General features: G+C 50.0%; 13 protein-coding genes and 2 pseudogenes. 9 read left to right on the top strand and 6 right to left on the bottom strand.

What is annotated here, in order from left to right; translation table 11 throughout:
* Window positions 1-187: 187 nt before the first annotated feature.
* Window positions 188-277: pseudogene (locus L362_RS25085) on the bottom strand (hypothetical protein); the annotation flags it as partial.
* A 151-nt stretch (window positions 278-428) separates the two neighbouring features.
* Here L362_RS25085 and L362_RS23775 point away from each other — a divergent pair.
* Complete coding sequence (locus L362_RS23775) at window positions 429-1,145, top strand: YnfC family lipoprotein (protein WP_023344258.1); 717 nt, start codon at window positions 429-431, stop codon at window positions 1,143-1,145.
* On the opposite strand, the pseudogene L362_RS24615 reads toward L362_RS23775, so the two are convergent.
* Both L362_RS24615 and L362_RS14600 read right to left on the bottom strand, forming a co-directional pair.
* A pseudogene (locus L362_RS24615) lies at window positions 1,110-1,351 on the bottom strand (transposase); the annotation flags it as partial. The gene L362_RS23775 and the pseudogene L362_RS24615 overlap by 36 nt on opposite strands.
* Window positions 1,352-1,405: 54 nt before the next feature.
* Window positions 1,406-1,774, bottom strand: a complete 369-nt coding sequence (locus L362_RS14600; protein WP_023344257.1) for a hypothetical protein — start codon at window positions 1,772-1,774, stop codon at window positions 1,406-1,408.
* Window positions 1,775-2,060: 286 nt separating this feature from the next.
* Between L362_RS14600 and L362_RS14605 the strand changes: the two genes are divergently transcribed.
* Window positions 2,061-2,576: a GNAT family N-acetyltransferase gene (locus L362_RS14605; RefSeq protein WP_023344256.1), complete on the top strand. Its 516-nt coding sequence runs from the start codon at window positions 2,061-2,063 to the stop codon at window positions 2,574-2,576.
* 33 nt (window positions 2,577-2,609) lie between these two features.
* On the opposite strand, the gene L362_RS14610 is transcribed toward L362_RS14605, so the two are convergent.
* A complete protein-coding gene (locus tag L362_RS14610; protein ID WP_023344255.1) occupies window positions 2,610-3,020 on the bottom strand; it encodes an ASCH domain-containing protein in 411 nt (136 codons plus the stop codon).
* Between the two features lie 288 nt (window positions 3,021-3,308).
* Between L362_RS14610 and L362_RS24610 the strand changes: the two genes are divergently transcribed.
* The 7 genes from L362_RS24610 (at window position 3,309) to L362_RS24895 (ending at window position 7,128) form a co-directional block, all read left to right on the top strand.
* Entirely contained in the window at window positions 3,309-3,518 is a 210-nt protein-coding gene (locus L362_RS24610) for a hypothetical protein (RefSeq protein WP_126287803.1), read from the top strand.
* Between the two features lie 202 nt (window positions 3,519-3,720).
* Window positions 3,721-5,244 carry an EAL domain-containing protein gene (locus tag L362_RS14615; protein ID WP_023344254.1) on the top strand — a complete coding sequence of 508 codons (1,524 nt, stop codon included), beginning with the start codon at window positions 3,721-3,723 and terminating at the stop codon, window positions 5,242-5,244.
* A gap of 95 nt (window positions 5,245-5,339) precedes the next feature.
* Complete coding sequence (locus L362_RS0122915) at window positions 5,340-5,681, top strand: DUF1294 domain-containing protein (RefSeq protein WP_032637746.1); 342 nt, start codon at window positions 5,340-5,342, stop codon at window positions 5,679-5,681.
* Window positions 5,682-5,870: 189 nt separating this feature from the next.
* The gene (locus tag L362_RS14620; RefSeq protein ID WP_008501276.1) at window positions 5,871-6,320 is read left to right on the top strand and encodes a hypothetical protein; all 450 of its coding nucleotides are present in this window, start codon (window positions 5,871-5,873) and stop codon (window positions 6,318-6,320) included.
* 39 nt (window positions 6,321-6,359) lie between these two features.
* Window positions 6,360-6,557 carry a hypothetical protein gene (locus L362_RS14625; protein ID WP_008501277.1) on the top strand — a complete coding sequence of 66 codons (198 nt, stop codon included), beginning with the start codon at window positions 6,360-6,362 and terminating at the stop codon, window positions 6,555-6,557.
* 2 nt (window positions 6,558-6,559) lie between these two features.
* A complete protein-coding gene (locus L362_RS14630; protein WP_008501278.1) occupies window positions 6,560-6,982 on the top strand; it encodes a GFA family protein in 423 nt (140 codons plus the stop codon).
* Between the two features lie 68 nt (window positions 6,983-7,050).
* Window positions 7,051-7,128 (top strand): hypothetical protein, encoded by a 78-nt coding sequence (locus L362_RS24895; RefSeq protein WP_223239581.1) that lies wholly within the window; start codon window positions 7,051-7,053, stop codon window positions 7,126-7,128.
* A gap of 338 nt (window positions 7,129-7,466) precedes the next feature.
* On the opposite strand, the gene ompC is transcribed toward L362_RS24895, so the two are convergent.
* Both ompC and nifJ read right to left on the bottom strand, forming a co-directional pair.
* Window positions 7,467-8,627, bottom strand: coding sequence for a porin OmpC (gene ompC, locus L362_RS14635; protein ID WP_008501279.1), 1,161 nt, complete (start codon window positions 8,625-8,627; stop codon window positions 7,467-7,469).
* 388 nt (window positions 8,628-9,015) lie between these two features.
* Entirely contained in the window at window positions 9,016-12,540 is a 3,525-nt protein-coding gene (gene nifJ, locus L362_RS14640; protein WP_023344253.1) for a pyruvate:ferredoxin (flavodoxin) oxidoreductase, read from the bottom strand.
* Window positions 12,541-12,611: the final 71 nt, after the last annotated feature.

Here is a 12,611-nt window from a genome sequence, read left to right as displayed (position 1 = left end):
AATGTAGTTCTGGGTAGCTTTAGGGAGAAGTTATTATGCTATAACTAATTGAATTCAATGGTAAAGTAAATGATATCAATGAGTTGGCAAAATCAGCGTAGCTTATTCAGGTTGTATTGCTCTTTTTTGTTAATCTCTTGATTCTGTTGCATTGAGTACTACCTTCGGAGCCAGCAGGGGCAAAAATTGTATGCCGCGTATGGTACGGATTCCGGCGGCGAATGCCAGCACGTTTTACTGCTGCGTGAAATCTGGCGCCGATACGTGATAAAGGGTAGCGTTCAGACGTTTGGATACGATAGCGACTTTACGGCAAACGGCGCAGTTGTGGCGCAATCATCTCCGCCAGTATCAATGTTGAAGATTAGCAGTAAGCATGCTGTAATGAGCTTACTTAATTTGAGGGTAACTTGAGCTAAGATTTAAAAATGATAAAAACTTCTACTCTTTTCCTTTGTACTTCCTTATTTTCTAGTATGGCTTTTGCAGAAAATCACTACATACCTCTACTTTATAACTTATCGACTATGTTTGATTTCAATCCAGTTAAGGGGGCTGTTAAATCCTTAGATACTGATGTTGAGGAGAATGGAAAAATCACTTATAAAATCTCCATCAGACTGAATAAAAATGGTTGTGTTGATAGCTTAAACCTTGATAATGTTTCTTCTGGGCATGAAACCATTCTAAAATATACAAATGGAAGTCTTATTGGCCATAGAGATGGCAAGCCTTTCTCAATACAACTTGATGAAAAATGTCACATTTTGAGTAAAAATGAAAACGGTGACGAGTTGCGTTACACTCTTTACCCGAATGGATTAATTAAAGACACCTATTTTTTAGGCAAAAAAATATCTGAACATTTTTATGATGAAGACGATAATTTGACGCGCTCTGAATTTTATAGTTCAGAAAGCGTTATGTCTAAAAATGAAATATCTTATGTTGATAAAAAAAGAAAGCCTCTTGATTATAAACTAATAAACTCATCAGTTTTCTCGGAGGGTTATACAGCAACCAGTTCTTGTCATTATAATGAAATGCTTGTGCCTGAAATATGTAATGCCACAGTACAGAACGCAGGTAATCCGGCGCCGAAACCAGTTTCAATGACAGCGCAAACGAAAGTTGAATTCTACTAGATTAAAACGATTCCAATAAGCTACCTCCGGCGTCAGGTTATTCAGGGATTCATGAGGACGCTCGCTGTTGTATTCATTCAGCCAGCGTTCAGTGATTTCCCGTGCTTCATTCAGCGTTCAGAACAGGTAAAAATCCAGGATTTCTGTCCGGTACGTCCGGTGAACCGTTCGATAAACGCATTCTGCGTCGGCTTACCCGGCTTGACTTGCTGATCGGATAAACCATTACAATGTTCATCTGCGGTTGGGCTTCATAATGGCTAACTCCATTTAAACGATGCGTTTTCTTTATTGAATGTTATTGATGCATTACTCCATTCCTTGCCATCAAGTAACATTTCCACACACTGGGTAGGGTAGAGGTCATCGGCTGGCTGGAACCGCTCATATTCGGAGTCAGGGTTAAGCATCACATCATGATTAACGTTGACTATCCATCCATCGGGGTTTTCAGGATCGGATTGGCGAGTGCATAGCAGTCTGGCCTGGTAGAAGTCATCCGGGAGCCCTTCCAGCATGCAACCGGTAGCCCACTGGATAAGCTGATCATTTGAATATTTCTGAGGAGCGGTATGTGTTTCTTGCTGTTTGCTTATTAATCGCTTAAATGTGTTCAGAAAGGGGAACATGTCATTTTCCTTTAGCTTGTAAGTTAGGCATTGTAGGGCAATTAGCGAGATTAGATCCATTCAATGGTTAATATCACCGCTAGCGCATAACGCCATTGATTTTCCTTCCATGGGATAAAGCAGAGATTATTTGATATAAAATCTTCGACAAGACGTAAACCAAAGCACAAGCCCAGCGCCACCCATGATCCCTGTGTGCCAAAGCGGAAGTAACTTACATTGTGCTAGGGTGTTTTATCGGGACGAGTTCAACGAAGGTACTGGCTGAATGCAAGAGGAATTTAAGATGAATATAGAAACGGTCCGCTTAATCCTGGAACCCTTTAATGATTCACATTATGAAGGCTTAAGGGTAATGGATAGTGATGCTGAGGTGATGCGCTATATCAATAAGGGTATCGTTAAAACGCCCGAAGAAACCTGGGAGGGCATCAGAAGGGTGCAGGCTCGCTGGGATAAGTATCACTTCTCATGGTGGGCTATCAGAGAGAAATCTTCTGGTGCGATCGTTGGTGCAGCATGCCTCCAGCACCTGGCGAACGTGGAGGGGGCACCATTAGAGATTGGCTGGCGCCTCGTGCCTGAACACAATGGCAAAGGCTATGCTACAGAGGCAGCGAAAGCGATCGTTGATTACGCTGTAGAACGGGTGGGAGCATCTTATCTGGTGGCCGTGGCCGATCCAGAAAATATCGCATCGCAGCGTGTAATGAAAAGGTTAGGTATGTCTTATAAAGCCATAGAGAGGCACTACGATACGGAATGCGTTGTGTATGAGCTTAACATGAGTAAGCCTGCTTAATTAAGCGACACATCTCTGCCACTTTATCTCAGCTTACAGCACCTCAACCAATTCAAATTCTTCTGCGATCAGTTCCATATCTTCAGAAAAATGGCCTTCGCGGAAGAAAAATCGCTGATGCTCTTTCCGCCAGTATTCAAGGCTTAAATCACCTTCACCCTCTTTGCGAGCGAATTCCTCATTAACATCGCAAAAACGCACCAGTCGCATGGAAACCAGCCGGATCACACAGACCGGGACATTCTGACCATCAAGGATTATGTTGTAGCTTCCTATCCGTGGAGCAGATACATCCTGCGAGTACGAGGCAAAAGATCCGCAGGTGGCCGTTTTGAGCCCTTTTTTAATCAGGTTCGCAAGCACGTTCGCCAGTTCCGGGCTGTCACCCATTTGCCAGGCCGCTGCGCCTGGGTACTTCATTTTTAATTCTTCAACCTTAACCATTCAAATCCCTTCTCAACCCTTGACCATAAGAAACATAATAGTGGTTTTAGCATAAACTCCCTCGATATTTGAAGCGTAATCGGCTTTCCTTCTACTTTTGTACACAGGCTGGCTGGAATACAAAGGGTTGCATGCATTGGTTGTGTAAATATATTCTTATGGGGGTATCTGTGTGGTGAATCTGCTGCCTGCAGCCCGGCGCGTGACGTTATAATCAGTAACGAGTCATCGGGATGCTATCGGCACCACGCATTTTCTGTAACTTTTATCCCATTGGAAGGGGTTAGCGTGTTCAAGCTTAATACATCTCTACTGGCGGTTTTGCTGCTGTCAGGCTGTAGCTCCGATCTGGTTCTCAACCCACCTAAGCAACCTGAATACAAGTCGATGCCTGAAATAACGCAGTCTGTGACGCCATCACAACAGCGTGCAATCATGGCTGGCGAGCGGCCTGACTGGTCAGAAAGAACGCCGGTCAAGACAATAAAGCAATACTAATAAGCACTTAACAACCAGGGCTGCCGTTCGGCGGCCTTTTTATTTACCCATTTGAGAAGGTGCAAAGACGGAGCCTGGTTTGGGGAAAATTTCTGACGGCGGACATGGTATTTCTTTCTTTATCAACCATGCTTAAGGCGAAGATAATTCAATCACTTCAGCATCACCGAAGCGGCAACGTCACTCGAGTCGAGAACCCTGAATGCGCCATGCACCTATCTCCATAGCTGCAGCCACGGCAATTTTTGTGCTGGGCGTTTTTATCATCAATATCCAGGTCTGGTACTCGGCGCGGGCTGACAGCCTTGCCGGGGCACATTACGTCGTTAGGAATATGCACGTCATTCTTACAGAAGCTCATCATGCGACCCAGGTTGCAATGCGGCTTGCTGAGAATGAGTGTGATGCTGAAGGACAGTATCGGCTCGGCACTGAAGCGGCATTACAACCCCATCTGAGAACGATCGTTATTCTGAAAAAAGATGTGGTCTGGTGTTCCTCCTTGCCGGGAAACCGCGTGTTGTTGGTTAACGGGTCAGCGCTGCCTGAAGCGCCATTGTTACTTGTTCCATCGAAAAGTACGGTCAACGGCCTGCCGGTTCTCTTATACCAGACAAATCATGCCGGAAGCCGAATCATGGTGAGCATCAGCGACAGCCATATCCGGGATGCGCTGAATATGCCACTACGTGGCGTGGCGTATTCGCTGCTGGTCGGCAATCGTCGTTTAGGCCAATCTGGCGATGTCTTGACGGCAGCCCATTCAAACAACGATGTTCTGACGGTAAAAGACGTTGATTATGCCTTCGCGATTCAATTTAACGCTCCGCCTCTTTTTAGCCTAACGCGATTATTCGACCAGGCCGGTGGAGTGGTGTTATTTCTGCTGCTCGTTTCCTCTCTTTCTGCTTATCTTCTTCAGCGATATCTGTCTAAGGATATTTCGCCGGAAGAATCGCTGCGTACCGCCATCTACAGAAATGAAATTATTCCCTATTACCAGCCCGTCGTGAGCGGAAAAGAGGGCACCTTGCGCGGTGTAGAGGTGCTGGCAAGATGGAAGCATCCGCAATCCGGGTTTATTTCTCCCTCGTCATTTATTCCTCTTGCTGAGAAAACAGGGCTAATCATTCCCTTAACCCAAAGCTTAATGCGTCAGGTTGCAACGCAGATGAATGCAATTTCTACGCTGCTGCCGGAAGGATTTCATGTCGGGATTAATTTCAGCGCGTCTCATATCGTTGCCTCTACCTTTTTTGAAGAGTGTCTGAATTATAAGCGCAGCTTTGTGCAACAGGATCTTAACCTCGTTGTGGAGGTGACCGAGCGTGAACCTCTCCACGTAGATGAACATCTCGTTAAAACCCTGAATGGGCTGCATAACAAGGGATTTGCAATCGCGCTGGATGATTTTGGAACGGGATATTCCGGCCTGTCCTACCTGCAGGACCTGCACATTGATTACATCAAAATCGACCAAAGCTTTGTTGCCAGGGTTAATGAGAATGAGGATTCCACCCTGATACTGGATTCGGTACTGGAACTGGCAAAAAAACTGTCAATCCGTATTGTGGCGGAAGGGGTTGAAACCCAGGAACAGCTTGATTACCTCATGCGCAATAACATCACGTTTTTACAGGGCTACTTCTTCTACAAACCCGTTCCTTTTAAGGAGTTGATAAAAATTCTGTTATCGAAGCCAAAGGTTAAAGCGAGGGTGGAGTGACGTTTGTCCTGTTGTCAGCAATTCCCGCCCGATACATTCATAAGTAGCGTATAATGCGGCGTCGAAAACCGCTCAACACTTCTCTGGCCAGTACTATGACCCTCAATCGCGTTTGTTATTTACTTCTGATCTTTGCTGCGATCGGCAGTCTTTTTACCTCGAGCCCTTTGGCTATGTGGTTTCTGCTGATCAATATGCTGACGTTGGTCATGTATGGTGCCGATAAAATGGCGGCGCGGAAAGGCATGCGCAGGGTTCCGGAAGCCACGCTGCTGGTATTTGGCGTAACGGGCGGCTGGCCTGGCGCGATTGTAGGCCAACAGCTCTTTCGCCATAAAACACAAAAGCAGCCGTTTAAAACCTACTTCTTCTTAAGCATTGTCGTTAGCATCGCCGTGATGGCGGCGGTTTACCATTTCTCGCCTGTTTCTTCTTGATGGCCGTTTTGACATCAAGTTAACCTGAGTTTTTCAGATGCCAGCACTACGTTGATAAGACGGTCATTCGGATAGCGCGTCGTGAATAAATCCTCCATCACTGCCAATAGTAGTAGGACTATTCTTAAGTTGTTGCTGTTTTTTGCACAATCTGAATAATACGTGCAACAACACGGACGGCAACATCCCATGAAAATAGTCTCTATTACGCTGGCAGCGCTGGTGCTTTATTCTGCACCTGCCTGGTCCGCTTTTCAGGAGCGGGAATATAATACCTGGTATATGAAAAATGCGGTGCTTTATGATATGACGCAGACCTCGGAAGGTTTTCCCGTCATGGTGAGCGTATCCCAGCCCGGGAGGAAATCCGCTAATTTGCTGGTGTCATATATTACGGAAGGCCGCTGTAGTGAGAATAATCTGCCGCTTAATGTGAATGGTAAGGTGCTGCCCGCCAAATATAATTGTGTTCAAATAGGAAAGAACAGAATTGAACATTTTTCAGTGGTGGATGCAGACAGCGTTAATGGCATGGTGACGCATCTGAAATCTGATTTCACTATTCTCCTGCAAAACGATATCAAAATTTGGGCGGCAAATATCAAAGCGCCAAAATACGGGCTAACCCCGCGCTTTTAAAATCATGCTACGCTTGTTTGTTGTATCAGGAGCATGAGTATGAAGAACAAAGACGAACAAACAGGATTAGTGGGGCTGGCGATTGGGGCGGCCGTTATTGGGCTGGTTTCTGCCCAGAAACCAATCGATCGCGACAGCATTGTTGATGAGCTGGTCAGGCTCGGCAGGCAGAAAGGCGATGGTGTAGAGGATGAGGTTTTCGTCAAGGCTGCTGACCTGGTGAGGAAGGGGATCTAGCCATGGCTGATATTCGTCATGCGCAGTGCCATTGTGGCGCGGTGGCCTTTACCGTTGCGCTAACGGATGGCCTGAATACCGCGCGGCGCTGCAGTTGTTCCTTTTGTCGCATGCGGGGTGCGGTCGTCGTCTCTGCGCCGCTGTCAGGGATTACCGTGACCAAAGGTGAGGATAAGCTCACGGAGTACCGCTTCAATACGGGAACGGCACGGCACTTTTTCTGCTCGGTGTGCGGAATTTACACGTTCCATCAGCGGCGTTCTAATCCAAACGAATACGGCGTGAATGTGGCCTGCTTTGATAACGTCTCACCGTTCGATTTCCCTGAAGTGACGGTGATGGACGGGGTTAACCATCCCTCGGATGGAGATAGCGGGGTGTTTGGCTACCTCTCTTTTCGCAAGAAAGGAACAGGTCAGGCGTAATTGCCGCCTGGCCACTCTGTAATCAGCCTGGCTATAGTGGAGGGTGGTTATCTGAAACAGGAGAAACTATGCTTTGTGTTGAAAAAGACGATCCGCGTGAGGCCCCTGAATCAGGTGATAAAAAGCCTCAACCCGTGAAAAAATAACGCAACCTGTGCGTTTTCCCGCCACCGGCACTGCTGGTGGCTTTTCATTTCTCAGGGAATAATGTTAACCGCCATCCAGGTGGTTCAACACAGCACTGAGATGCCCGACAATATCAGCAAAATCAAAAATTAACGCCATCCAGATGAGCGCTAAAAGAGTTAGTACGACAACGGATACACGACCAAACAACGCTGTTATCCTTAGTGATGGAAAGGCTATCACCTGAGTTTAAACAGCTTTACCTCAACTTACCCTCAACCACGTGATTTCAGAACCTGCTTTTTGTGACGAACGTCAAGAGATGGGTGAGCCCGCATACTGATGCGGGCTCTGGCAATCAGAACTGGTAAACCAGGCCCAGTGCCACGACATCATCCGTGCCGATGCCGTTGTTTTTGTAGAAGCTGTCATCTTCATCCAGCAGGTTGATTTTGTAATCAACGTAGGTGGACATGTTTTTGTTGAAGTAATAGGTTGCGCCGACGTCAGCGTACTTAACCAAATCCTGGTCGCCCTGGCCGTTGCCAAGGTCCTTGCCTTTAGACTGCAGGTAGGAAAGGGACGGACGCAGGCCGAAGTCGAACTGGTACTGTGCGGTCACTTCGAAGTTCTGGGTTTTGTTGGCAATACCGCCGCCTGAAGTGCTGTCACTGGAACCGTATGGCGTCATATTGCGGGTTTCAGAGTACATTGCCGCCAGGTAGATATTGTTAGCGTCATATTTCAGACCCGCGGTCCATGCGTCCGCTTTATCGCCGCCAGCATATTGAGATGCTGCACCGGTGCCTGCGATCACCTGGTCATTAGTACGATCTGAAGAGGTATACGCTGCACCCGCAGTAATCCCCATGCCAAAGTCATAGGTTGTGGAGATACCGAAACCGTCACCGTTTTGGTTACGAATGTTGTTATCAGAACGGTTGTTCGTTCCTTCCTGAGAACAACCATTTTCGTCACAGTTGCTGCCTTCATTTTTGCCCTGATACTGCAGCGCAAAGTTCAGACCCTGCACCAGACCATAGAAGTCGGTGTTACGGTAGGTTGCTACGCCATTGGCGCGGCCGGTCATGAAGTTGTCGGCTTTGGTGTAGGAGTCGCCGCCGAACTCAGGCAGCATATCGGTCCAGCCTTCTACGTCGTACAGTACGCCATAGTTACGACCGTAATCGAAGGAACCGTAGTCACCCACTTTGATACCGGCGAAGGCCAGACGCGTCCAGGACTGGTTATCAGACCCTTCGGTGTTATTGGCCTGAATGTTGTATTCCCACTGTGCGTAGCCAGTCATCATGTCGTTGATCTGGGTTTCGCCTTTAAAGCCCAGACGCATGTAGGTTTGATCCCCGTCAGCGCCTTTATCATCGGAGAAATAGTGCAGACCATCTACCTTTCCGTACAGATCTAATTTGTTACCGTCTTTATTATAAATCTCTGCTGCATGAGTTGCGCCAGCCATTAACAGAGCCGGAATCATCAGGGCCAGTACTTTTCTTTGCATGTTGATATTCCTTTGCGGTTGTTTTTATTTAATTACCTGTTGAACTTTCCGAATGCGAAAGTTGTCTCATGCTAAATCACTCCCGTGTAAGAGTAATAAATTATAATTGTTACGAACTAAGTAAAATCTAAACTGAATACATCAACGGTAATGGTCATTGGTTTGGTGAATGCTTTAAGGCTAAACATAATAAATTAAAATTATTAATCAGGTGTGAATTAAGCTATTCTTGATGGCGTTATATGCCTTTAAGATTATTTATCCATAATTCGCATGAATAATATTTAGGGAACTAAATAGATATTTAATGATTGTCTGGATTCGCCCGGTGTGAATACACCGGGTTTTTTTATGGCAAAAAAATGCCCGGACGCGCCGGGCAGAGAGACTAGTCGTTGGTCGATTTTTCGGCTTTACCCGCCAGCTGCGCCAGGAAGTCATACCGTTTTTGCAGATCCGCCGCAGCGTCTTTCCATAGCTGTTCGGCCACTTCCGGCTGCTGCGCGTTAAGGCGGCGGAAGCGCTGTTCCTGCATTAACGTCTCGGCCAGAGCATCTGACGGCGGACGTGAATCCAGTGCCAGCGGTAATTTACCCTCGTCCGCACGGCGCGGATCGAACCGGTACAGCGGCCAGAAGCCGGTCGCGGTTAGCTGTCGCATCTGATCGTGGCTGAGTGCCAGGTCGTAGCCATGCTCTTCACACGGGCTGTAGGCAATGATCAGCGACGGGCCGGGATACGCTTCCGCCTCCTGGATCGCCTTCACCGTCTGGTTAAGCTGTGCCCCCAGCGAGATTTGCGCGACGTAAACGTGACCGTACATCATCATGCTCACCCCGAGATCTTTGCGTGCCTTGCGTTTCCCGTGCTCACCGAATTTCGTGACGGCACCCAGCGGCGTGGCTTTCGACGCCTGACCACCGGTGTTGGAATAACACTGCGTATCCAGCACCAGGATATTGACGTTTTCCGTCAGGCTTAGCACGTGGTCCAGTCCGCCAAAGCCGATGTCATAAGCCCAGCCGTCACCGCCAATCAGCCAGATCGATTTTTCGACCAGGGCGTCCGCGTCGGTCAGCAGCTGTTCAGCGCCCGCCACGCCCTGAAGCGCCTGACGCAGCTCTGCAACCTGCTCACGACGTACCTCTGGCGTCGCGTCGGCGTGAAGCGCGTCATTGAGCCCGGCGGGGATCTGCCCGGCAAACTGCTCCAGCAGGCGCATCACGCGCGCGCGGTGCTGGTCAACGGTCAGGCGGAAGCCCAGACCAAATTCGGCGTTATCCTCGAACAGCGAGTTGGCCCACGCGGGACCGCGACCGTTGGTGTCAGTGGTATACGGCGTGGAGGGCAGGTTGCCGCCATAGATAGACGAACAGCCGGTGGCGTTGGCAATCAGCATCCTGTCACCGTACAGCTGGGTAAGCAGCTTGATATACGGTGTTTCACCGCAGCCCGAGCAGGCGCCGGAGTATTCAAACAGCGGCGTGATCAGCTGCGAAGTGCGAATATCAATGCGTTCCAGTTTGCTGCGATCGATTTCCGGCAGATTCAGGAAGAAGTCATAATTCACTTTCTCTTCTTCGACGTGCTCCAGACGCGACATCATATTGATGGCTTTAATCTCCGGGTTCTGCCTGTCTTTCGCCGGACAAACCTCGACGCACAGGTTACAGCCGGTGCAGTCTTCCGGCGCGACCTGCAGAACGTATTTCTGTCCGCGCATATCGCGGGATTTTACATCCAGGGAATGCAGGCTGGCCGGGGCGGCCTCCATCTCTTCCGGCGACACCACTTTGGCACGAATGGCAGAGTGCGGGCAGGCCGCCACGCAGTGGTTGCACTGGGTACACAGATCTTCTTTCCAGATGGGGATCGCTTCGGCGATGTTGCGTTTTTCCCAGCGGGTGGTGCCCATCGGCCAGGTGCCATCCGGCGGTAGGGCAGAGACGGGCAGGGCATCACCCAGACCGGCCAGCATCGCCGCCGTCACGGTCTTCACGAAATCAGGTGCCGCATCGGATACCACCGGAGGGCGGTTCGGGCTTGCGGAATTGACCGGCTGCAGCGGGACCTCAAACAGCGACTCGCGCGCCAGGGCCAGCGCTTGCCAGTTACGCTCGACCAGCTCCTGGCCCTTGCTGCTGTAGCTTTTGGCAATCGCGCCCTGCAGTTCCGCCAGCGCGCTGTCGCCCGGCAGGATATTCGTCAGATGGAAGAAGGCCATCTGCATAACGGTATTGATACGCGCGGCAAGGCCACATTCGCGGGCAATTTTCGCCGCGTTAACCACATAGAAACGGGCTTTTTTCTGGTTCAGCACCGCCTGCACTTCCTGCGGCAGGCGCGACCAGACTTCATCCGCGCTGTATGGCGTATTCAGGAGGAAAATACCGCCAGGTTTCAGGCGCTCGGCCATCTGGTACTTATCAATGAACTGCAGCTGGTGACAGCCAACAAAATCAGCCTGAGAAATTAGATACGCAGAGCGGATGGGCTGTTCGCTCACCCGCAGGTGGGAAACGGTCAGGCCGCCGGCTTTCTTGGAGTCATAGACGAAGTACCCCTGGGCGTACCACGGTGTGGAGTTCCCGATGATTTTGATGTTGTTTTTGGTCGCGGAGACGCTGCCGTCACTGCCCAGACCATAGAACAGCGCCTCGAGTTTGGCGGTTGAGGGCAGGGTGTTTTCCGGCAACGACAGGGACAGATTCGTCACATCATCATAAATGCCGACGGTAAAGCGCGGCTTGGGCTTCGCTTCGCTGAGCTCGTTGAAGACCGCCAGCACGCAGTCCGGTCCGAACTCTTTGGAGGACAAACCGTAACGCCCCCCGATCACGCGCGGCAGCGTTTCACGTTCGCCATGATTAAAGGCCTCGGCCAGGGCGGTCATCACATCCAGATACAGCGGTTCCGCCTGCGCGCCCGGCTCTTTGGTGCGATCGAGCACCGCAACGGTACGCGCGCTTTCCGGCAGCGCAGAGAGGAGATGTTTCGCCGAGAACGGCCGATAAAGACGCACTTTTAGCACGCCAACTTTTTCGCCGCGCGTCAGCAGCTCATCAACAACTTCCTCGCAGGTGCCAATGGCCGATCCCATCAGCACAATGACCCGTTCCGCCTGCGGATGGCCGTAATACTCAAAGGGTTTGTATTCCCGACCCGTTGCGGCAGCAAAGTCATTCATCGCCTGTTCAACATGGTCGTAAACTGCGTTGTACCACGGGTTGGTGGCCTCGCGGGACTGGAAATAGGTATCCGGGTTCGCCGACGTGCCGCGAATCACCGGGTGTTCCGGATTCAGAGCGCGGGCGCGATGGGCGTCAATGTCCGCCTGCGGAAGCAGATTCAGAATTGTCTCGTCAGCCAGCGGAACGATTTTGTTAATTTCGTGGGACGTACGGAAACCATCAAAGAAATGAATAAACGGCACCCGGCTTTTGAGCGTGGCGATATGCGAAATCAGGGCAAAGTCCTGGGCTTCCTGAACGCTGCTGGCGCACAGCATCGCGCAGCCGGTCTGGCGAACGGCCATCACGTCAGAATGATCGCCAAAGATAGAGAGCGCGTGGGTGGCAACGGTACGCGCAGCGACGTGCAGAACGAAGGGAGTCAGTTGTCCGGCAAGTTTGTACAGCGTCGGGATCATTAATAACAATCCCTGGGAAGAGGTAAACGACGTGGAAAGCGCCCCGGTCTGAAGCGCGCCGTGCACCGTGGCAATTGCACCGGCTTCAGACTGCATCTCAACCACTCGCGGGACATCGCCCCAGACGTTTTTTAACCCGTTACCCGCCCAGGCGTCCGCCTGCTCAGCCATGGTAGAACTTGGCGTAATCGGGTAGATGGCGATAACTTCACTGGTGCGAAACGCGACTGAGGCAACTGCACCATTACCGTCAATAGTTTGCATAGGACAACACCCTTACATTGCGCAAAAAAATAGGGGTCTGTATTACGGCAACAAACCCTGAATATTATCTG

It is taken from the genome of Enterobacter sp. MGH 16 (assembly GCF_000493175.1).
In the GTDB taxonomy this organism is placed as follows: Bacteria; Pseudomonadota; Gammaproteobacteria; order Enterobacterales; family Enterobacteriaceae; genus Enterobacter; species Enterobacter roggenkampii.
This window is presented reverse-complemented; position numbering and strand designations above follow the sequence as displayed.

Coding starts and splice junctions, on each gene's coding strand:
- L362_RS14605 (WP_023344256.1), top strand. CDS start 2,061: ATGAATATAGAAACGGTCCGCTTAATCCTGGAACCCTTTAATGATTCA.
- L362_RS14625 (WP_008501277.1), top strand. CDS start 6,360: ATGAAGAACAAAGACGAACAAACAGGATTAGTGGGGCTGGCGATTGGG.
- L362_RS14615 (WP_023344254.1), top strand. CDS start 3,721: ATGCGCCATGCACCTATCTCCATAGCTGCAGCCACGGCAATTTTTGTG.
- L362_RS24895 (WP_223239581.1), top strand. CDS start 7,051: ATGCTTTGTGTTGAAAAAGACGATCCGCGTGAGGCCCCTGAATCAGGT.
- ompC (WP_008501279.1), bottom strand. CDS start 8,627: ATGCAAAGAAAAGTACTGGCCCTGATGATTCCGGCTCTGTTAATGGCT.
- L362_RS14600 (WP_023344257.1), bottom strand. CDS start 1,774: ATGTTCCCCTTTCTGAACACATTTAAGCGATTAATAAGCAAACAGCAA.
- L362_RS14610 (WP_023344255.1), bottom strand. CDS start 3,020: ATGGTTAAGGTTGAAGAATTAAAAATGAAGTACCCAGGCGCAGCGGCC.
- L362_RS14630 (WP_008501278.1), top strand. CDS start 6,560: ATGGCTGATATTCGTCATGCGCAGTGCCATTGTGGCGCGGTGGCCTTT.
- nifJ (WP_023344253.1), bottom strand. CDS start 12,540: ATGCAAACTATTGACGGTAATGGTGCAGTTGCCTCAGTCGCGTTTCGC.
- L362_RS0122915 (WP_032637746.1), top strand. CDS start 5,340: ATGACCCTCAATCGCGTTTGTTATTTACTTCTGATCTTTGCTGCGATC.
- L362_RS23775 (WP_023344258.1), top strand. CDS start 429: ATGATAAAAACTTCTACTCTTTTCCTTTGTACTTCCTTATTTTCTAGT.
- L362_RS14620 (WP_008501276.1), top strand. CDS start 5,871: ATGAAAATAGTCTCTATTACGCTGGCAGCGCTGGTGCTTTATTCTGCA.